Raw genomic sequence first — 20,195 nt, 5'->3', positions numbered from 1 at the left:
AGGCGGCGGGTTCGGGGGAGGGGCGGATCAGGCCCCGGACGCCTGGAGCAGGGAGTCGTCCTCCGGGCGGGCCCCGGACAGGCGGTGGCGGGCGGCGATCAGGGCCATGTCGACATCCCGGGTGCCGGTGGCCACGCACAGCGTGTAGGAGATGTCCGCGAGCCGCTGCCGGGCCTCGGGGGTGCTCTCCTCGGCCCCGAGCAGGGACAGGGTCTCGTACTGGGCGATGAGGTCCTCCAGTACCGCGGGGTGTGCCATGAGCATGCGCTTCGCCTCCTGATGATCCGCCGGACGATCGAATTCGCAGGCCGGATACCCCCACGGGACGCGGACATGCCCCACTCGGCGCCGCGCACGACGGCCGGAAACCGCCCTGTGGCCGGAAAGGGTCCGCTTTACAAGCGGCGGCCGCCGTTCCGTCGCCGGCCGGGCGGCGCGTACGCGCCAACGGCGTACGGTGTGTCACCGCACCCTCACGGCCCGCTCTCCTCCCGCGTCCACCACGCCCGGCGTGCGCGGATGCGAAAGGAGACGCGTCGGCACGGTGTCATCGCAACTTCTTCACATGGCGATCACTTTCGGCCGATCCGGCTCCGGATCCGTGCACGGGTGCAGACGCCGCGCCCGGCCCGTGCCTAGCCTCCCGGGCCATGCGATCACCTCTGCCGAGACGCCTCGGTCTCACCGCCGTCCTCGCCTTCCTCCTCGCCGTCTTCGGCCTGGCCCCCAGCGCGAGCGCCGCCGACCCCGCGCCGACCACCCTCACCTTCGCCACCGACTCCGCCACCACCACCCCCGGCGGCACGGTGAAGCTGTCGATGACGCTCACCAACAACAAGACCTACGACGTCTGGTTCGTGTACCAGACCATCGACCCGACCTGGCTGACCACCCAGCGCCCGGACCTGAAGTACAGCTTCACCGGCTGCAGCCTGGCCACCGCGGCCGGCAGCACCCCGTGCTCCGGCACCGGCCCGAACAACCTCGGCGCGAACTACGGCTCCACCATCCCGCCCGGCCAGAGCCGGACCGTCACGCTGACCCTCCAGGTCGCCGCCGACTCCGGCTGCAACGGCAACATCGGCTTCTACTCGTACTACTACGCCGAGTTCAGCGACAGCAGCAACACCAACGGCGGACCCGTCTACACCCCCGAGACCCGGGTGCTCTGCGCCTGACGGGCGCGATGGCGGCCGCGGGCCGGTGACTGGAAACAGCCCCGGCCGCGAGCCCGCCACGGGGCGCGCCGCGACACATCGCCCGGCGGACCGCATGGTCCGCCGGTGCGTCGTACGGCGGCCGGACCAGCCAGCCGGGTCCGCTCCGCGTCCTGTACCACCGCACGGCCATGACGGGAAAAAGACCTATTCGGTTGCCCTGGTCGGCGACCAACATGTGTTGCTTTTCCGTCATCTTTCTTAACTCGACCACAAAAGCTCCACAGAGACATCACCATGTGACGCGACGGATGCGCCGACGACCGGCTTCTGAGGGGGACGCCGGCGTCGCGCGAGGGGGTGCGTCCGCTCCATGGGAGCCGTGCTCACCCCTGTCCGGGGAGGGGACTTCACCGCAATGAAGCGGACCATACGCACCACCGCCCTGACGGTGGGCGCGCTCATCGGCGCGCTCGCCCTGCCGGCCGGTCCGGCCCAGGCCGACACCACCACAGCCCGCATCGACCTCAGAGTCCTGGTGGTGAGCGACGGGGGCCCGGCCACCGACGCCATAGCCGCCGAACTCGACACCGCCGGGACGCCGTACACCAAGGTCGATCTCACCCGCGCCGACCGGCCCACCATCGACGCGGCCTTCCTCGCCGACACCGTCGACGGCCGCCCGCGCGCCAAGTACCAGGCCGTCGTCCTGCCCAACGACAACCCGTTCGCGGCCGGCAGCGCCGAGATGAGCGCCCTCGCCGCCTACGAACAGACCTATGCGATCCCCCAGGTCGACGCCTACACCTACGCCCGGCCCCAGGTCGGCCTCCAGGTACCCACGTCCGGCGGCTACTCGGGCAGCGTCGACGGCGTCCGCGCCCAGGTCACCGCCGCCGGGCAGGCCGGCCCCTTCGGCTACCTCGACGGCGCGGTCCCGTTCGAGGACAACTCACCCACGGTCGGCGAGAGTTACGCCTATCTGTCGGCCCCCGCCGCCGGCGCCGACTTCACCCCGTACGTGCAGGCACCCGTGCCGGGCACCACGAAACAGGGCTCGCTGGTCGGCGAGTACCGGCACGACGGCCGGCGCGAACTGGTCGTCACCTTCGTCTACAACCGGTACCAGCAGCAGTTCCGGCTGCTGGCCCGCGGGATCGTGGAGTGGATGACCGGCGGGGTGCACCTCGGCGCCTCCCGCAACTACTTCGCCGTCCACGTGGACGACGTGTTCGCCGCCGACGACCGCTGGGACACCCAGCTGAACTGCACGCCCGGCGACGTCGACTGCGCGAACGGCGGGGGCACCCCCAACCCGATCCGGATGACCCCGGCGGACGTCGACCAGGCCATCGCCTGGCAGAACAGCCACCGCTTCACCCTCGACCTGGCCTACAACGGCGCCGGCAGCGTCGACCAGCGCGAGGACAACAACGGCGTCGACCAGCTCGCCGACAAGCTGATCGCCGAGCGGGACAGGTTCCGCTGGATCAACCACACGTACACGCACGCCTTCCTCGGCTGCGAGCAGAACGTCACCGTCGTGCCCTGGACCTGCGCCACCGACTTCGACGGCAGCACCAAGTGGGTGAGCCTCGCCACGATCGACTACGAGATCGCCACCAACCGCGCCTGGGGCCAGGTCGCCGGACTCCCGCTGGACACCGAGGAGCTGGTCACCGGTGAGCACTCCGGCCTGAAGATCCTGCCGCAGCAGCCGCAGGACAACCCCAACCTGGGCCTCGCGCTCACCGTCGAGGGCGTCAAGTGGCTCGCCTCCGACAACTCCCGCGACCCCGAACAGCGCAAGGTCGGCCCGGCCACCACCGTCTCCCGCTACCCGATGAACGTCTTCTACAACGCGGGCCGGGCGGCCGAGCAGGTCGACGAGTACAACTGGCTCTACACCAGCCGGGCCCAGGGCGGCAGCGGCATCTGCGAGGACAACCCGGCCACCACCACCTGCCTGCCGGCCCCGCTGGACCCCGCCACCGGCTACACCGACCACATCGTGCCGCTGGAGACCCGGATCGCCCTCGGCCACGTGCTGTCCAACGACCCCAAGCCGCACTTCATCCACCAGTCCAACCTCGCCGAGGACCGCATCGCCTACCCGGTCCTGAACGGCGTGCTCGACGGCTACGACGCCCTGTTCGCCGACAACACCCCGGTCGTCAACCTGCGGATGAAGGCCATCGGCGCCGAACTCCAGCGCCGGGCCGCCTGGAAGAGCGCCGTACAGGCCGGCCGGGTCACCGCCTACCGCGTCGGCACCACCGTCACCGTGCAGGGGCCGGCCGGCACCGCCGTCCCGGCGACCCTCCCCACCGGCACCACCCTCGGCAGCGGCGCCTACGGCACCCCGTACGCGGGCGCGGTCTCCGGCTGGACCGCCTCCTCGGGCACCCCGCTGACCTTCACCCTGCCGTCCGCCGCCGCCGCTCCCGCCGCGCACCCGGACGGCACCGCCGCCACCACCTCCCCGGCCCCGCGCACCCGGGTCCCGGCGGGCGTCACCGAGCGGGTCTCCTCCACCCCGGACAGCTGAACGCGCACCGACCCCAGGGCCCGTCCGCTCCCGCACGGGGCGGACGGGCCCCGCTCCGCCCCGCCCGCCGGCGGGCGGAACCGCACGACCACCCCACACCTCGGCCGTGGAGCCCCATCGATGCACGTTCAGCACGGCGCGCGCCGCCCCGGCGCGGCGCACGTCACCCTGCTCACCGAAGGCACCTATCCGCACAGCCATGGCGGCGTCAGCGTCTGGTGCGACCAGCTCGTCCAGGGCATGCCCGACCTCGACTTCGACGTCATCGCCGTCACCGGCACCGGACGCGAACCCGTCGTATGGGAACTGCCCGGCCATGTCCACGGCGTGCTGTCCGTGCCCATGTGGGGCGCCCCGCCCGAGGGCCGCCCGCCCCGGGGCCGGGCCCTGGCCAGGCTCGCCGACGCCTACGAACGCTTCCTGACCGCGCTGCTCGACCCGGGGGCCGAGGACCGGTTCCCGGCCGCGCTGTACGCCCTGGCCCAGGCCGCCGCCGAGGGCACACTGAGCGCCTTCCTGCGCGGCGACCGGGCCGTCTCCCTGCTCGCCGGGGTGTGGAACCGCCCCGGCCTCCCCGTCCGGGAGGCCCGGCCCACCCTGCACGACGCGGTCACCGCCACCACCCTGCTGGAACACGCCCTGCGCCCGCTCGCCGCGCCCCCGCCCCGGCACGGTGTGGCCCACGCGGTCAGCGGCGGGGTGGCCGTCCTGCCCGGCCTGGCCGGCCTGGAGCGCCACCAGGTCCCGCTGCTGCTCACCGAGCACGGCGTCTACCTGCGGGAACGTTACCTCGGCTACCGCACCGCCCCCTACCGCTGGCCGGTGAAGGCCGTCGTCCTCGGTTTCTTCCGGCTGCTGGCCGAGGAGAGCTACCGGCGCGCCGCGCTGATCACCCCCGGCAACCGCTACAACCGGCTGTGGGAGGAACAGGGCGGCGCCGACCCCCGGTCCATCCGCACCGTCTACAACGGCGTCGACCCGGCCGCCTTCCCGCCCGCCGGCCCCGAACCGGAGACACCCACCCTCAGCTGGGCCGGCCGGGTCGACCCCATCAAGGACCTGGAGACCCTCATCCGCGCCTTCGCCCTGGTCCGCAAGGAGATACCCGAGGCGCGGCTGCGCCTCTTCGGCGGCACCCCCCGAGGCGGGGAGGCGTACCGGACACGCTGCGAGGCGCTCGCCGCCGATCTCGGCCATGCCGACGCCGTCGCCTTCGAGGGCCGGGTCGAGGACATCAAGGACGCCTACGCGGCCGGGAACGTGGTGATGCTCTCCAGCATCAGCGAGGGCTTCCCGTTCACCCTCATCGAGGCCATGTCCTGCGGCCGGGCCACCGTCTCCACCGACGTCGGCGGGGTCCGCGAGGCCGTCGGCGACACCGGCCTCGTCGTCCCGCCGCGCGACCCGGACCGCATGGCGGCGGCGGCACTTCAGCTGCTCGGCGACGCCGGACGCCGCCGGGCGATGGGCGAGGCCGCCCGGCTGCGCGTGATCGAACAGTTCACGCTGCGCCAGACCATCGACACCTTCCGCTCCATCTACCTCGAACTGCCCTACCACGCCCGGCCCCTGCCCGAACCCGTCGCACGCGGGCAGCGCCCGCGGGCCGCCGCGGGGAGCCTGGCCGGATGAGCGGGCCCATGGCGCTCGAACCGGGCGGCACCGAACAGGACACCCTCGCCCTGCGGCTCGCCCAGGCACCGGCCCGCGGCGACGACCGCACCCTCGCCCTGCGGCTGCCCGGCCACGTCCCCGACCCGGAGGCGGTGAGCCGGCTGGCCGCCGCCCTCGCCGACCGCATCGGCCCCGCCGTCCACCCCTACGAGGTCGCCGCCCTGCTGGAGGCCGAGGGCCTGACCGCCGAGCAGATCAAGCAGCGCTACGGCCACCCGAACCTCTTCTCCCTCGCCACCGCCCTGTACGAACAGGTGCCCCGCAGCTACCCGGAGCCCCCGCCCGCCGCCGACCCCTGGCGCCCGGACACCGTGCGCTGCCTGCTGCGCGGGGTGCTGTTCGCCCTGCCCGGACTCGCCTACCTGCTCACCGCGCCGCTGTGGCACCCCGGCCGGCACGCCACCGCGCCGATCGTCGCCGGCCTGGTCTCCTGGGCCTGGGGCCAGGCCCTCGGCCACCGCGCCCATCTGCGGCTGGCCACCGGCCGCCGGGAAGCCGCCCGCACCCTGCTGACCGGCGCCCCGCTCGGCGCCGCCCTCGCCACCGCCGCCGCGGCCCCGCTCGCCGGACCCGGCCCCGTGCTGCTCGCGGCGGCGGCCCAGTCGCTGTACCTCGCGGCGGCCGGCGTACTGCTCGTCCTGGCCCGCGAGCGGCTGCTGCTCGCCGCGCTGACCCCGCTGATCGCGGGCGCCGCCGTCCTGCCCTGGTGGGAACCCGGCACCCCGGTGCGCGCCGGACTGCCACTGCTGGCCCTCGTCGCCACCCTCGCCGCCACCGGCCACGTCCTGCGCGGCGCCCTCGCCACCCCGGCCGCCACCGTGGGGGGCACCCGGCCGCGGCCGCTGTGGTCCCTGCCGTACGGGCTGTTCGGCCTGGCCGCCGGCGTGCTGGTGCTGCTGGAGGGGAGGCACGAGCCGTACGCGGTGATCGTGCTGACGGTCAGCATGGGCCCCGCCGAATGGCTGCTGTACCGCTACCGGGGCCTGTCCGTGGCCGCGCTGCGCGCCACCGCCACCCCGGCCGGTTTCCTGCTGCGCTCCGCCGCCGTCCTGGCCGGCTGTCTGGGCGCCTACCTGCTGCCGCTGCTGCCCGCCGCCCGGCTGACCGGAGCCGCACCGGCCCCCCTGCTGCTCCTCGCGGCCACCCTGTGGACCGCGCTGCTCCTCCAGGCGTTCGGCACCGCCTGGCCGCCGGCCGTCATCTGCCTGGCCGCCGCCGCGGTGGCCGGCCTCGCCCCGACACTCCGCCCGCCGTCCGGCCCCGCCCTCCTGCCGCTGTGCTGCGCCGCCGCCGTCCTGGCCCTGGTGACGTACGCGCTGCTGCTGCTCGGCCGGCCCGCCCGGCACGTCTGACCCCGTCCCCGCCCTGCCAACCCACCGGAAGGACCCCTCAGTTGACCTCCGTACCGCTCGCCGCCGTCACCGGAGCCGAGGGCTTCATCGGCTCCCACCTCACCGAGGCCCTGGTCGCCTCCGGACACCGGGTCAGAGCCATGGCCCAGTACAACTCCTTCTCCTCCTACGGCTGGCTGGAGACCCTCGCGCCCGACGTGCTGGACCAGGTGGAGATCGTCCTCGGCGACGTCCGCGACCCCGGCTCGGTGCGCGCCCTGCTCGACGGCGCCGACGTCGCCTACCACCTGGCCGCCCTCATCGCGATCCCGTACTCCTACCAGGCGCCGCACAGTTACGTGGACACCAACGTCACCGGCACCCTCAACGTGCTGGAGGCCGTCCGCGCCCTCGGCACGCCCCGGCTGGTGCACACCTCCACCAGCGAGACCTACGGCACCGCGCAGACCGTGCCCATCACCGAGGACCACCCCATCAACACCCAGTCCCCGTACGCCGCTTCGAAGGCCGGCGGGGACCGGCTCGCCGACAGCTACCACGCCAGCTTCGCCACCCCCGTCGTCACCCTGCGGCCGTTCAACACCTTCGGGCCCCGGCAGTCCATGCGCGCGGTCATCCCCACCGTCATCGGCCAGGTAGCGGCCGGCGAACGCACCATCACCCTCGGCGACCTCAGGCCCACCCGGGACTTCACCTTCGTCAAGGACACCGCCCGGGCGTTCCTCGCCGTCGGCACCGCCCCCGCCGAACAGGTCGTCGGCCGCACCTTCAACGCCGGCACCGGCGGCGAGATCTCCGTCGGCGACCTGGTCGCGCTGATCGGCAAGGTGATGGACACCGCCCTCGACGTCCGCGCCGACCCCGCCCGCATCCGGCCCGCGGGCTCCGAGGTGATGCGGCTGGTCTGCGACGCCACCCGGCTCACCCGGGCCACCGGCTGGCAGCCCGCGCACACCCTGGAGCAAGGGCTCGCCCACACCGTGGAGTTCTTCCGCGACCCGGCCAACCTGGCCCGCTACAAGACCGGCATCTACAACATCTGACCCCGTCCGGCACGCATCGCCCCACCAAGGAGGAGCCCCATGCACGCAGTGATCCTGGCCGGAGGCAAGGGCGTCCGGCTGCGGCCCTACACCACCGCGCTGCCCAAGCCGCTCGTCCCGATCGGCGACCAGCACGCCATCCTGGAGATCGTGCTGCGCCAGCTGTCGGCCGCGGGCTTCACCCGCTGCACCCTCGCGATCGGCCACCTCGGCGAGATCATCCGCGCCTACGTCGGCGACGGCTCCCAGTGGGGCATGACCGTCGACTACGCCACCGAGGACAGCCCGCTCGGCACCATGGGCCCGCTGCTGGGCCTCAGAGACCGGCTGCCCGAGACCTTCCTCGTGATGAACGGCGACGTCCTCACCGACCTCGACTACGCCGACGTGCTGCGCCGCCACCGGGACTCCGCCGCGCCGCTCACCATCGCCACGTACGCCCGCAAGGTGCACATCGACTTCGGCGTGCTCACCACCGACGCCAGCAAGGTCGTCGCGTTCACCGAGAAGCCCAGCATGGACTACCGGGTCTCCATGGGCGTCTACGGCCTCAGCCGCGCCACCCTGGACGGCTACACGCCCGGCCTGCCGCTCGGCTTCGACGAACTCGTCCTCGACCTGCTGAAGGCCGGAAACCCGCCGCACGCCTACGAGTTCGACGGATACTGGCTGGACATCGGCCGCCCCGACGACTACGACCGCGCCAACGCCGAGTTCACCACCCGCAAGTCCCTGCTGCTCAAGGGAGCCTGAGTACCACATGCGCATTCTCGTCCTCGGCGGCACCGGATACCTGGGCCGCCACGTGGCCGAGCGGCTGCGCGCCCTGCCGGGCGCGCAGGTCCTCGCCGCCGGCCGCTCGGCCGGTGCCGGACTCGGCGCCGACCTCGCCCGCGACCGTCCGGAACGCCTCGCCGAGACCCTGGCGGCGGCCGCCCCCGACGCCGTGGTCAACTGCGCGGGCGCCACCGGCGGCGACCCCGTGACCCTGGCCGAGGTCAACGCCCGCGGCCCCGCCGCCCTCTGCGCGGCCCTGTGCGCGGCGGCCCCCACGGCCCGTCTGGTGCACCTGGGCTCGGCCGCCGAGTACGGGCCGGGCACCCCGGGTGTGAAGGTCACCGAGTCGGCACCCGCCTGCCCGGTCGCGCCGTACGGCGCCACCAAGCTGGCGGGCACCCTCGCGGTGACCTCCGCCCCCCTGGACGCGGTGGTGCTGCGCATCGGCAACCCCGTCGGCCCGGGAGCGCCCGCCGCGAGCCTGCCCGGCCGGCTCGCCGCCCTGCTCCGCCCGGCCGGCCGGGCCCCGGAGGCCGTACTGCGCCTCGGGGACCTCTCCGCCCACCGCGACTTCGTCGACGTACGCGATGTGGCCCGGGCGGTGGAGCGCGCAGTCACGGCCCCCGCCCCGCTGCCGAGGGTGCTCAACATCGGCGGCGGCACGGCGGTCCCGGTCCGGGAGCTGGCGCACGGCCTGGCCCGGCACGCCGGGTTCCGGGGCCGGCTGGAGGAGAGCGCGGGCGGCTCGGCGCGCTCGGCGCGGGTGTCCTGGCAGTGCTCGGACATCTCCGCCGCCGCCCGGGCCCTCGACTGGCGGCCCGCGCACAGCCTGGACGACGCCCTCGCCGCGCTGTGGGCGGCCACCGGGGAGCGGGTGCCGTGAGCCTGCTGGTGCCGCTGTACGTGCATCCGGCCGACGATCCGGGCGCCTGGCACCGGCTGGTCGGGGCGGCCGACCGTACCTACGCGGTCGTCCTCAACCCGGCGAGCGGGCCCGGCACCGCCCCCGACCCCGCCTTCACGGCGGCGGCCCGGGCGCTGCGCGCGGCCGGGGCCCGGCTGCTCGGCTACGTCGACACCGACTACGGCGTGCGGGAGCGGGCCCGGATCACCGAGGAGGTGCGCCGGCACCGGGAGTGGTACGCGACCGACGGCTGCTTCCTGGACCGGGTGACGGCCGGCCCGGACGGCCTGCCCGCCTGCCGCAGGCTGGTGCGCGACCTCAGGCGGTCGGGTGCCGGGACCGTCGTCCTCAACCCGGGCGTCCATCCGGCGCCCGGCTATGTCCGCCTCGCCGACCTCACGGTCACCTTCGAGGGACACTGGAGCACCTACGTGTCGTCGTTCAGCCGCCCGGCCTGGACCGCCCGGCAGCCGCCCGAGCGGCTGTGCCACCTGGTCTACGGCGTCCCCGAGGTCCTGGTCCCGCTCGCGGTCCGCACCGCGCACGAGCGGGGCGCGGCGGTGTGCGGGCCGGTGACCGGCGAACCCCCGAACCCCTGGGCGGCGTTGACCCCGGCGCTGACCGGCGGCAGCGGTGTGCAAGGCTGAGCGGACCAGCATCCGCACCCGGGAGGCAGCGAACGGCATGGCCGTCATCCACCACACCACCCTCAAGCCGACCAAGACCGAACTGCTCGCCGGCTGGCTGCCCGGCCGCCCGTGGTACCGCGGCGGCCCCGCCCCGGTGCTGGAGAAGTCCGGCGGCTTCCGGCTGGACGACCCCGAGGGCGAGGTCGGCATCGAGTTCATCGTCGCCACCGACACCGCGAGCCCCGGGCGGACGGCGTACCTGGCGCCGCTCACCTACCGCGGGGCGCCGCTGGAGGGCGCCGCGCACGCTCTGGTCGGCACCATGGAGCACGGGGTGCTGGGCACGCGCTGGGTCTACGACGGCTGCCACGACCCGGTGCTGGTCGCCCAGTTGCTGGCGCTGATCGAGGGCCGGGCCCAGGCGATGGCCCAGAGCGTCAGCGACACCCCCGACCGCGAGGTGATCCGTTCCTGCGCCGCTGCCCCGCTGTCCCTGGACGGGTTCACGCCCGAGCCGGCCGACGACGCCGACGGCACGCGGCTGCCCGCGCCGGACGGCACGGTGCTCCGGGTGCACCGCGTCCTCGAACCCGTCGCCGGACAGCGCCCGCCGGCGCCCCAGGACGCGCTCGGCCACGTCGCCGCCGGCTGGCCGGGCCCGGACGACAGCCGGCTGTGGGCCGTCTTCATGACGCTGAGCCGGGCCTGAGTCCCGCGCCCGCGGCGCTCCGCCAGCCCCGTCCGGACCCGGCACCGGGCCGGGGGAGGGCGGCCACCCGCACGGGCTAACCCCCGGCCGTGGACGGCTTCGCCCGGCGCAGTCCGGCGTGCGGCGGGTGCCCGCGCCGGGTCAGATGGACTCGTGCGAACCCCCATACACCCTCTCCGCGGCCGGTCCCGGCTCTGCCTCACCGGCGCCCTGACCGCCCTCGTCCTGTTCCTGTCCAGCCCCCCGGCCGCGCCGGCCACACCCGACCCGACCGGGGACCCGATCACCCGCGGCAACGCCTACATGGGCATCGGCGTACTCGCCCACGACGGTGCCTCGGACGCCCCGCCCCCGGACGCCCGCGCCACCCAGACCGAGGGCGTGGACGTCTCCAGCCACCAGGGCGAGGTCGACTGGCGGTCGCTGTGGAACAGCGGCGTCCGGTGGGCGTACACCAAGGCCACCGAGGGGACGTACTACACCAACCCCTACTTCACCCAGCAGTACGACGGCTCCTTCGACGCCGAAATGGTGCGCGGCGCCTACCACTTCGCCACCCCGGACACGGCCGGCGGTGCCGCGCAGGCCGACTACTTCCTGGCGCACGGCGGCGGCTGGTCGGCCGACGGCAAGACCCTGCCGGGCGTCCTCGACATCGAGTGGAACCCGTACGGCGACGCCTGCTACGGCAAGTCGGCGAGCGGCATGGTCGGCTGGATCCGCGACTTCCTCGACCGCTACAAGTCCCGCACCGGCCGGGCGGCGGTCGTCTACACGGCCACCAGCTGGTGGTCCGAGTGCACCGGGAACTACGCCGGTTTCGGACCGGTCAACCCGCTGTGGATCGCGCGCTACGCCTCCACGGCGGGGACGCTGCCGGCCGGCTGGTCGGCGTACACCATGTGGCAGTACACCTCCTCGGGCCCGTCGGTCGGCGACCACGACCGCTTCAACGGCTCCGAGGACAAACTGCGGGAGTTCGCCACCGGCTGAGCCCCCGGTCCGGCGTTCAGTCCACGTCCACGTCGTCGAACAGGGCGTGCATCGCGCCCAGCACCCGCAGACAGGCGTCGACGTCGGCCGTGGTCAGGTCGCCGTCGACCCGGCGCAACAGCTCGTGCTCACGGGCCCGTACGGCGCCGATCGCCGCCCGGCCGCGCTCGGTGAGCCGGATCAGCGAGGACCGGCGGTGGGCGGGGTTGGGCACGCTCTCCACCAGCTCCTGCCGTGCCGCGTCGTTCACCATGCGCTGCACGAACTGGCGGCTGAGCGCCTGCGCCCGGCCCATCTGCGGAACCGTCATCGGTCCCCGGGCACGCAGTAGATCGAGGACGGCGCGGACGCCGACGGAGAGCCCTTCGACCGGTGCCGCCTGTTCCACCTTGCGGTGCACCCGCCGGTAGAGCGGGCCGACCAGGTCGAAGACCTCGGTGAGGCGCTCGGCCAGTTCGTCCTGGGCGGAGCGGGGGGACCGGGCGGGGGCGGTGCGGTCGTCGTTCATGCGTACAGGATGACACCTTGGTTGCCAACACACGGAAATAATGACACCTTGGTTGTCATGACTGTCGATACGGCCTCCCTTCCCGTCCGCTACCTGCCGACCTCCGACGGCCGCCTCGCCTACCGCGAGACCGGCTCCGGTGCGCCCCTCGTCCTGCTGCACGGCGGCTTCACCGACCACCGCATGTGGGAGGCGCAACTGAGGGCCTTCGCACCGACCCACCGGGTCATCGCCTGGGACGCCCGCGGCCACGGCGCCTCCGACAACGCCACCCGCCCGTTCCGGCAGGCCGACGACCTCGCCGCGCTGCTGCGCGGACTCGACGCCGCCCCCGCCGTGCTCGTCGGGCTGTCCATGGGCGGCGGCATCGCGACCGACTGCGCGCTGGAGCACCCGGAGCTGGTCCGCGCGCTCGTCGTCAGCGGGGCCGGCACCAGCGAGCCCGTCTTCGAGCACCCCTGGGTGCTCGGGGTCATCGCCGACCAGCAGGCGAGCCTGGCCGCCGGCGACCTGGAGGGCTGGGCGGACGCGTTCGCGCTGTGGGCCGCGGGCCCGGACCGGGACCTGTCCGAGGTCGACCCCGAAGTGGTGCGCCTTATACGGGAGATGGGGCTGGCCACGCTGCGCAAGCACACGCCCGGCGAACCCGACCACCGCGTTCCGGTCACCCGTACCTGGGAGCGCGTGCCGGACATCCGGGTGCCGCTGATCACCATCAACGGCGCCCTCGAGTCCCCGGACCACCTGGCCATGGCCGCCCGGCTCGCGCACCTCGTCCCGGACGGCCGCGGCGTCACCGTCCCAGGCGCCGCCCACTACCCGAACATGGAGAACCCGGACGCCTTCAACGCCGAACTCTCCGCCTTCCTGGAACGGTTGCCGTAAGCCGGCGGCGGGGGAGCGGGCCCGTCACGGGGGTGCGGGCCGGCGAGGGGGAGCGGGCCTGTCACGGGGGTGCGGGCCGGTGACCCGAGGCGGCCGTACCCGGGCGGATGTCCCCGGGGCGGAGGTGCCCGGCCCGCTCCGGTGGGGTACCCAGGAGCGGAGTGGTCCGACCCGGGCGGGCGTACCGGCGCTGCGGGGCGCGTTCCCCGAGGCGAGACTGCTGGGAAGACGACCGTGCCTGGGTGGTGATGCAGAGGTGACCGCAGAACCGGGCGGGTCCCCGCTGGAGGGCTTCCTCGCCGACCCCGCCAGCTGCACCCTGGACATGGCCAGCGTCGTCAGCCGCTGCGCCAAGGCGCTGGGCCTGCGGCACGCCGTGGTCTTCCTCGCCGACCTCCAGCAGCGGCACCTCGTGCCGCTCACCGACGTCACCGAGTCCCTGCCCATCGACGAAACGCTCGCCGGCTGGTGCTACCGCACCCAGTCACTGCGGGTGGAGGAGTCCGAGCGGGACGGCATGACCGTGTGGTTCCCGCTGCTCGACGGCGCCGAACGGCTCGGCGTCCTCGCCGTCCACACCCACACGCTCACCGCCGAGTCCCTGCGCCAGGGCCGCGCGATGGCCGCGCTGCTCGCGATGATGACCACCTCCAAGCGGGCGTACAAGGAGACCTTCGTCCGCCGGACCCGCACCCAGGCGATGCACCTGCCCGCCGAGATGCTGCGCGCCTTCCTGCCCCCGCGCACCATCGGCAACCCGCACGTCGTCTCCACGGCCGTCCTGGAACCCGCCTACGACCTCGGCGGCGACGCCTTCGACCACGCCCTGACCACCGACACCCTGCACGCCGTCGTGCTGGACGCCATGGGGCACAACCTGCTCTCCGGGCTGACCAGCGCGGTCGCCCTGGCCGCCTGCCGCAACGCCCGGCGCGTCGACGCCGACCTGCTCTCCCTGGTGGACGGCGTCGACGAGGCGCTCAGCCAGTGGCTGCCGGACCAGTTCTGCACCGGGATCCTCGCCCGCCTCGACTTCTGCAGCGGCGTCCTGAAATGGGTGAACTGCGGCCACCCCGCGCCGCTGCTGATCCGCGACCACCGGCTGATCGTCGACGCGCTCTCCCGCGAGGCCGACCCGCCCATGGGCCTGCGGTCCCTGCTGCGCGCGCGGGACCGGCAGGTGCACGAGTCCCGGCTCCAGCCCGGGGACCGCGTGCTGCTCTACACCGACGGCGTCACCGAGGCGCGGACGGCCGACGGCAGACTGCTCGGCCTGGAACGGTTCGCGGACTACGTCATCCGGGCCAGCGCCACCGGCGAGATCGCGCCCGAGACGCTCAGGCGCCTCATCCACTCGCTGCTGGACTCCCAGGACAGCCGGCTCCGCGACGACGCCACGATCCTGATGTTCGAGTGGCAGCCGAGCGGCCGGCTGCCGGGGGCCGGCCTCATCGGCTAGACGCGGCGGGCACCGGCGATCACCGTCCGGTGGCGGGCACCGCGCCCGCCGGCCCTCGCCCGAGGGCCGTCACGGGGCCACCAAAGGAAGCGGGGCGAAGACGTGCCGCTGCCACAACCGACGCGAGGCCTCCTCCGGATAGGCGGCGACCGCCGGCTCGGTGTCGAAGAGCTGTACGAGGCGCCGTTCGGTGTCGTAGGCGGGCCAGCCCGGGTCTCCCGTGGCGGCGAAGGCGGTCCAGGCGGAGCGGAAGCGGGCGGACAACGCCTCGGTCCGAGGGGAGGGCTCCGGACCGATCAGCATCTCCCCGACGCCGCCGTAGACACCGAACGCGAGAGGCACGTCCAGGGCATGGCAGGCGCCGAGCACACCGCCGCCGGCGGGAGCGGGGAAGGTGAGTTCGTACAGGTACGCCCGGCCGCCGCCGGACGTGTGGGCCTCGGCCAGGTGCAGGGAGGGCATGCGGAACAGCCAGTCGGACCGGACCAGTTCGCACAGGTACGCCGTGGAGGCGTCCGGGAACGCCGCGCGGTAGGCCCGCTCGGCGTCCGGCGTGGGACCGAACAGGCCGAGGAGCAGCGAGGCGAGGTCCTCGTCCACGCGGCGGCCCAGTGTTCCGTCCAGGTGGAGGAAGAAACGGTATTCGTCCCGGGTGTGGCCGACGACGAGTTCCACGTCCCGCGCGGCACCCCGCGCCAGCGCCTCCCAGGGTGTCGCCGCCAGCACGTCACCGTCGACGACGGGGGCGAAGGCGGTCGGTGTGTGGGCGACCGGGCCCCAGCGGTGGGCGTACTCACGCATCCGGGAGCAGAGTGCGGCCCCGGCCTCGGCCAGTTCGCGCGGATCCACGTCCGACAGGTCGGCCGTCGTCGGGCGCAGCCCGATCCCGCCGACGAGGGCCTCGGCGATGTCCCCGGCCAGCGCGTCCGAGAAGAGGGGGCCCGGCACGCTCTGGGCGATGGCCCGGCGGAACAGCGGCCGGGCCCGGGGCATGGCCAGGAGAGCGGCGACGGATCCGGCGCCGGCCGACTCGCCGAAGACGGTGACCTGCTCCGGGTCGCCCCCGAAGGCGGTGATGTTCTCCCGCACCCACTCCAGGGCGGCAACCTGGTCGAGCAGTCCGCGGTTGGCGGGCGCGCCCTCGATCCGCAGGAAACCCTCGACCCCGACACGGTAGTTGAAAGTGACCAGGACCACCTCGTTCTCCCGGGCGAGGCGGCTCGCGTCATAGGCGGGGTCGTCGGCGGAACCGAGCTTGTAGGCGCCGCCGTAGATCCACACCATGACCGGGCGGCGCGCGGCCGGGTCCGGGTCCGGTGTCCATACGTTGACGGTCAGCCAGTCGTCGCCGGCCGGTGTGTTCCCGGCAGGAGCCGCCTCGGGGCCGATCGGCTCCTGCGGAGGGGGCGGCCCGAACGCCAGGGCATCCCGGACGCCGTCCCAACGGTCCACCGGGCGCGGCGCGCCGAACCGCGCCGCACCGACCGGCGGCTGGGCGTACGGGATGCCGCGGAAGACCGCCGGCCCTTCCTCGCGCCGGCCGCGGACCGTGCCCGCCGTGGTCGTGACCTCAGGGAAATCGCGCATGCTCATGGTGATCCTCGGTGACACAGACTCAGCCGGACTCGCCTGAACACAGTCAATCACCCGATCGGGCGGCTGCGCGGAGAAGTCGCCATCACGGGCCACCGGTTCACGGTCGGGGCCAGGCCGTTTCCTTCAGATCGCCTTGCGGACCGGATGAAGATGGCGGCGAGGTGGAGTCCGGCAAGGTGGATGGTGGCGGTCTTGTCGTAGCGAGTGGCCAGGCCGCGCCACTGCTTCAGCTTGTTGATGCACCGCTCGACGGTCTTTCGCTGCTTGTATGCCTCGCGGCCGAAGGCCGGCGGACGGCCGCCGCGGCTGCCGAGCCGCTTGCGGTGTGCGGTCTGGTCGGCGGGCTGTGGGATCGTGGTCAGACACCCCCGGACCGTCCGAGGGCATGGTCGGACGGCTCGCCGGCCGGAGCCCCTTTTGACGGGCCCCGGCCGCGTGCTGATGAGCCCGCACGATCGTGGAGTCGACCGCGACGACCCAGTACAGGTCGCCCTCGGCGTCGGCCTGGGCGAGCAGAGCTGTGAACACCTTCTCCCACGTCCCGTCCGCGGCCCACATCCGTAACCGGTTGTGGATGCCCTTCCACGAGCCGAAGCGTTCGGGCAGGTCCATCCACGGCGTGCGGGTGCGGTACTTGAACGCGATCGCGTCGATCACCTGACCGTGATCACGCCACCGACCGCCCCGCTTCGGTGTCCGGTCCGGCAGCAACGGCTCGATCCTCGCCCACTGGGCGTCAGCCAACGACACACATCAACCAACGATCAGATGATCTGAAGGAAACGGCCTAGTGACCGACGGTGATCGCCCATCGGACAGTGGTCGGCGCGGTCACGCTCACCGTTCCCTGCTCGCGGGTGTTCTTCAGGTCCAGCTGGTTGTAGGTGCTGCTGACGTCCCCGGCCACACACTTCAGCGGGAAGCTCAACCCGACCGGTTTGACCTCGACAGTCAGCTCGCCTTTGCCCTTGCAGTTCACAAGGACCGCAAGGGGACCGCTCTTGAGGCCGCCTTTCACCTCCAGCTCCCGGTTGCCGCCGGCATTCACAGCCTGTGCGACGACTTCGCCGTCCGGCAGGACCGGGGCCTTCGTCACGGTTTCGCCAGGAATGTGTTCGCCACGGTCAGGGGCCGGTGTGTGCGCCGATGAGGACGAGGGATGAGCGGCCCCCTTGCGGCCGGCGTCGGGCGCGTCGCTGTCATCGCTGCTGCAGCCAACGGCGAGAACGGCTACGGCGGCCAGCGCGGTCGCGGCTGCGAGGGGGTTCAGCTTTCCCACAGATACCAGCCTACGCGGTAAGGGGAGTAGCTGGTCACGGTCTGTTCCGGCGTTGTGGTGCAGTTGCCGCGCAGCCAGTAGCTCTTGCCTGTGTGCTTGAGCCGCCAGACCCCGTAAACGGCGTTGGTGGTCTTGTGCGACGGTGTGTCCACCGATCGACTCCCGGGAAGGCGAACGGGCGGCCCCAGGCACGACCTCATCCCGCCCCGGATTGGGCAAGGGGTGGGTGGGACGGGCCGCCTCCGGGGTGGCCGGCAGGGCGACGATGGTGACGGGCTGATCGCAGTGCGGGCAGTTCCCGATGGCGGTGGAAGCAAGGACTCGGGCATCCAGCCGGAGGCAAGAGCGGCGGCCGGGCTGGGCAGACGCACTGGCGATGTACCGCTCGGTGCTGCCGGGACCGCCGGCTCCTTCAGCTCGACGAGCGCCTGGCGCACGCCGCGGCCCGGCCGGTGATCGGGCCGAAGACAATCGTCCGCGACCACGGGAAGGTCTTCGCCTCCCGTAACTTTCAGTGCTCCTGCCGGTTCCCGCAGACCGAGCGCATGTCCGGGTGGCTGATGCCGCGGCGCGGGACCTGCGGATGGTCTTGCCTCCAAGTCGCGACGAACAGGCGTGCCTTTCCGTAGAGTTGGGCCCAAATCACTGCGAGGGGGGAGAGATGACCTCTGTGGGCGGACCGCCCGACGAAACGGCGCTGCCGTTCTGGGTGACGTACGACGAACAGGACGATACGCAGGACGACTCGATGGGCCTGTTCGGCAGTGCTGATGGTGATGCCAGACTCCGGCACATACCGCTCGGCCCACTGCGCAGAAACCTCTCCGAAGCGGTACAGGCTCTGCAGCAGCTGTTCGCCGACGCCGCTGCGCATGACGGACCGCTGCCGCTGCGGGAAGCTCATCTGTCGTTCCAGGTCACCGCCGGCGGTGGTGTGCAGTTCATCGGTACGACCCAACTGCAGGGCAGTCGGGGCATCACCCTCGTCTTCAGGCAGTGACGTCACCGCCATGGGCGTCTACAGAGCTCTGCTGATCGGAGCCAGCAACTACGAGGCACGCGGAGTGGCTCCCCTCCCCTTCATTCCGGGCGATCTGGCCCGCCTGGGTGCCGTGTTGCGGGAACGCGGCTTCCAGGACGTCCAGGTTCTCTCGGGACGGGAAGGCGGCAAACAGGTCACCGCCAACTATGTGAACGCCAGGGTGACCGGGTTCCTGAGGCGCGCTCGTGCCGGTGAAACGCTGCTGATCGTGCTGAGCGGGCATGGCATCCACGCCTCCGGCCGCGACTACCTGGTCCCGGAGGACATCGACGAGGAGACACACCCCTTCGCGTCCGGCTGTGTTCCCATCGACTGGCATCACCATCTCGACGAGACCCGGGCCGGACACGTGCTGTTCCTCATCGATGCCTGCCGAGAGGGGATAGAGCAGGACCACATGGGCGTGGACGGCGTCAGGCAGTGGGGTCGGCAAAAGGTCAGTGCCGCGTTGCGACGCAAAGTGGCTTACGTCTACGGATGTTCACCGGCACAGCTCGCCCTTTTCGTCCGCGCTGACGACTCCGCTGCCGAAGGAGCGGACCTCGATGTCCCTCCCGGAGAGTCCTTCAGCCTCTTCTCCCGTGCGGTGTTCGACGTCCTGCGCCTGTGGCCCAGTGACAGTCCGATGAGTCTGGTGGACTTCAAGGACGCGGTGCAGCCGCGCATCGAAGAGCTGCACCGCGCCTACCGCAAGCGGGGGGAACCCCAAACGTTGCGGATCATCACCGACCTGCCGGCCGAGACGTTCTTCTTCCTGCCCAATGCGCAGGGTCACCGGCCGACGCGGCCTGCCCGGACGCCACCCTCCCCCGGGCCGGTTCAAAGGCACCGCTCCATGCGGTTCACGGTGCTGCTGACCAGCTTGGCTGTCATCGCCACCTCGGTCACGACCGCCTGGGTGCTGACGGCAAGCGCGCTCAAGGACAACGATTCCCGCAGCAGCCGGTCGGCCGGGGCGGGTGCGCAGGATCCGCCGGCTCGGAGTCACTCATCGTCCCCGGAGCCGGAGAATTCGAGCGGAAGTCCCACGGACGCCGAGAGAAGTCGGCCGGGCACACAAGCGACCGGCACTCCCCGAGAGGCAGGGAAGGTGTCGACCAGCCCACCCAGCTGCCCGTCCAGTGCCACGCGCCTCACTGTTCGAAGCGTCCGCAACTCCTACCGGCCGACCGAGACGCCCACATTCGAGATCACTGCCCGCAATGTCTCATCGGCCGCGTGCATATTCGACTTCGGTTTCGCGTCGACCACCCTCACGATCTCCGGAGCCGCGCTGAGCGGGACGTTCTGGACTTCGGCCGACTGCCCGGCGGGCAACAGCGTTCTGAAGCAACTGGTACCGGCCCGGGACAGCGTGTCTCACACAGTCGAGTGGAATCGCACCCCGAGCGCCCCCCAATGCGGCACACCGACACCGAATGAGCCGGCCGGAGCCGGCACCTACCTGGTGACGGTGATCACCCCAGGCGTACCCCAGGCCCACGACTCGTTCGTTCTGAGCCAGGATTAAAGGCACACCGACAGCAACCTTTCCTAACGAGCTGGTGCGTGATAGCGGTTGAGGGGTGATCGCGCGAGGGTGGGATGATCCAGCCCGTGGTGATCATGGTCAACCGGGACGTCCTCGCGCATCAGCTGTT

General features: G+C 72.7%; 19 protein-coding genes and 1 pseudogene. 14 read left to right on the top strand and 6 right to left on the bottom strand.

Annotated features, from left to right (window positions below):
* Nucleotides 1-27: 27 nt before the first annotated feature.
* Nucleotides 28-264 (bottom strand): DUF5133 domain-containing protein, encoded by a 237-nt coding sequence (locus IE251_RS36185; protein WP_189757183.1) that lies wholly within the window; start codon nt 262-264, stop codon nt 28-30.
* Between the two features lie 386 nt (nt 265-650).
* Here IE251_RS36185 and IE251_RS36180 point away from each other — a divergent pair, with 386 nt between their 5' ends.
* From IE251_RS36180 to IE251_RS36135, 10 genes are all read left to right on the top strand, one after another.
* Entirely contained in the window at nt 651-1,178 is a 528-nt protein-coding gene (locus IE251_RS36180; protein WP_030784623.1) for a hypothetical protein, read from the top strand.
* A gap of 397 nt (nt 1,179-1,575) precedes the next feature.
* Nucleotides 1,576-3,705 carry a hypothetical protein gene (locus IE251_RS36175; protein ID WP_189757182.1) on the top strand — a complete coding sequence of 710 codons (2,130 nt, stop codon included), beginning with the start codon at nt 1,576-1,578 and terminating at the stop codon, nt 3,703-3,705.
* A 120-nt stretch (nt 3,706-3,825) separates the two neighbouring features.
* Complete coding sequence (gene pelF / locus IE251_RS36170; protein ID WP_189757181.1) at nt 3,826-5,337, top strand: GT4 family glycosyltransferase PelF; 1,512 nt, start codon at nt 3,826-3,828, stop codon at nt 5,335-5,337.
* Complete coding sequence (locus IE251_RS36165; RefSeq protein WP_189757180.1) at nt 5,334-6,731, top strand: hypothetical protein; 1,398 nt, start codon at nt 5,334-5,336, stop codon at nt 6,729-6,731. The genes pelF and IE251_RS36165 overlap by 4 nt, the downstream gene beginning before the upstream one ends.
* Nucleotides 6,732-6,772: 41 nt before the next feature.
* The gene (locus tag IE251_RS36160; protein WP_189757179.1) at nt 6,773-7,774 is read left to right on the top strand and encodes an SDR family NAD(P)-dependent oxidoreductase; all 1,002 of its coding nucleotides are present in this window, start codon (nt 6,773-6,775) and stop codon (nt 7,772-7,774) included.
* A 39-nt stretch (nt 7,775-7,813) separates the two neighbouring features.
* Nucleotides 7,814-8,527, top strand: coding sequence for a nucleotidyltransferase family protein (locus IE251_RS36155; RefSeq protein ID WP_189757178.1), 714 nt, complete (start codon nt 7,814-7,816; stop codon nt 8,525-8,527).
* Nucleotides 8,528-8,534: 7 nt separating this feature from the next.
* A complete protein-coding gene (locus tag IE251_RS36150) occupies nt 8,535-9,434 on the top strand; it encodes an NAD-dependent epimerase/dehydratase family protein (protein WP_189757177.1) in 900 nt (299 codons plus the stop codon).
* A complete protein-coding gene (locus tag IE251_RS36145) occupies nt 9,431-10,102 on the top strand; it encodes a spherulation-specific family 4 protein (protein ID WP_189757176.1) in 672 nt (223 codons plus the stop codon). Before IE251_RS36150 ends, IE251_RS36145 begins: the two co-directional genes overlap by 4 nt.
* A 37-nt stretch (nt 10,103-10,139) precedes the next feature.
* Nucleotides 10,140-10,793, top strand: a complete 654-nt coding sequence (locus tag IE251_RS36140; protein WP_189757175.1) for a maltokinase N-terminal cap-like domain-containing protein — start codon at nt 10,140-10,142, stop codon at nt 10,791-10,793.
* A gap of 153 nt (nt 10,794-10,946) precedes the next feature.
* The gene (locus IE251_RS36135; protein WP_189757174.1) at nt 10,947-11,786 is read left to right on the top strand and encodes a lysozyme; all 840 of its coding nucleotides are present in this window, start codon (nt 10,947-10,949) and stop codon (nt 11,784-11,786) included.
* Between the two features lie 16 nt (nt 11,787-11,802).
* Here IE251_RS36135 and IE251_RS36130 read toward each other — a convergent pair whose 3' ends face one another.
* Nucleotides 11,803-12,294: a MarR family winged helix-turn-helix transcriptional regulator gene (locus tag IE251_RS36130; protein WP_189757173.1), complete on the bottom strand. Its 492-nt coding sequence runs from the start codon at nt 12,292-12,294 to the stop codon at nt 11,803-11,805.
* A gap of 57 nt (nt 12,295-12,351) precedes the next feature.
* On the opposite strand from IE251_RS36130, the gene IE251_RS36125 reads away from it, so the two are divergent.
* Together IE251_RS36125 and IE251_RS36120 are read left to right on the top strand one after the other, a co-directional pair.
* Nucleotides 12,352-13,179 carry an alpha/beta fold hydrolase gene (locus tag IE251_RS36125; RefSeq protein WP_189757172.1) on the top strand — a complete coding sequence of 276 codons (828 nt, stop codon included), beginning with the start codon at nt 12,352-12,354 and terminating at the stop codon, nt 13,177-13,179.
* 256 nt (nt 13,180-13,435) lie between these two features.
* On the top strand, nt 13,436-14,638 hold the full coding sequence (locus tag IE251_RS36120) for a PP2C family protein-serine/threonine phosphatase (RefSeq protein WP_229897080.1): 1,203 nt from the start codon (nt 13,436-13,438) through the stop codon (nt 14,636-14,638).
* 69 nt (nt 14,639-14,707) lie between these two features.
* On the opposite strand, the gene IE251_RS36115 is transcribed toward IE251_RS36120, so the two are convergent.
* The 4 genes and pseudogenes from IE251_RS36115 to IE251_RS36100 all read right to left on the bottom strand — a co-directional run bounded on the left by IE251_RS36115 (nt 14,708) and on the right by IE251_RS36100 (nt 17,665).
* Nucleotides 14,708-16,231: a carboxylesterase/lipase family protein gene (locus tag IE251_RS36115; RefSeq protein WP_189757171.1), complete on the bottom strand. Its 1,524-nt coding sequence runs from the start codon at nt 16,229-16,231 to the stop codon at nt 14,708-14,710.
* A gap of 50 nt (nt 16,232-16,281) precedes the next feature.
* Nucleotides 16,282-16,984, bottom strand: a pseudogene (locus tag IE251_RS36110) (IS5 family transposase).
* 37 nt (nt 16,985-17,021) lie between these two features.
* The gene (locus IE251_RS41440; RefSeq protein ID WP_229897079.1) at nt 17,022-17,513 is read right to left on the bottom strand and encodes a hypothetical protein; all 492 of its coding nucleotides are present in this window, start codon (nt 17,511-17,513) and stop codon (nt 17,022-17,024) included.
* Nucleotides 17,501-17,665 carry a hypothetical protein gene (locus IE251_RS36100; protein ID WP_189757170.1) on the bottom strand — a complete coding sequence of 55 codons (165 nt, stop codon included), beginning with the start codon at nt 17,663-17,665 and terminating at the stop codon, nt 17,501-17,503. Before IE251_RS36100 ends, IE251_RS41440 begins: the two co-directional genes overlap by 13 nt.
* A 509-nt stretch (nt 17,666-18,174) precedes the next feature.
* On the opposite strand from IE251_RS36100, the gene IE251_RS36095 reads away from it, so the two are divergent.
* Nucleotides 18,175-18,513, top strand: coding sequence for a Pepco domain-containing protein (locus IE251_RS36095; RefSeq protein WP_189757169.1), 339 nt, complete (start codon nt 18,175-18,177; stop codon nt 18,511-18,513).
* A 10-nt stretch (nt 18,514-18,523) separates the two neighbouring features.
* Nucleotides 18,524-20,065: a caspase family protein gene (locus IE251_RS36090; protein ID WP_189757168.1), complete on the top strand. Its 1,542-nt coding sequence runs from the start codon at nt 18,524-18,526 to the stop codon at nt 20,063-20,065.
* Nucleotides 20,066-20,195 lie beyond the last annotated feature (130 nt).

Origin of the sequence: Streptomyces eurythermus (genome assembly GCF_014649115.1) — a bacterium.
Lineage (GTDB): Bacteria > Actinomycetota > Actinomycetes > Streptomycetales > Streptomycetaceae > Streptomyces > Streptomyces eurythermus.
The sequence above is the reverse complement of the archived record's forward strand: the minus strand, read 5'-3'. Positions and strand labels throughout refer to the sequence as shown.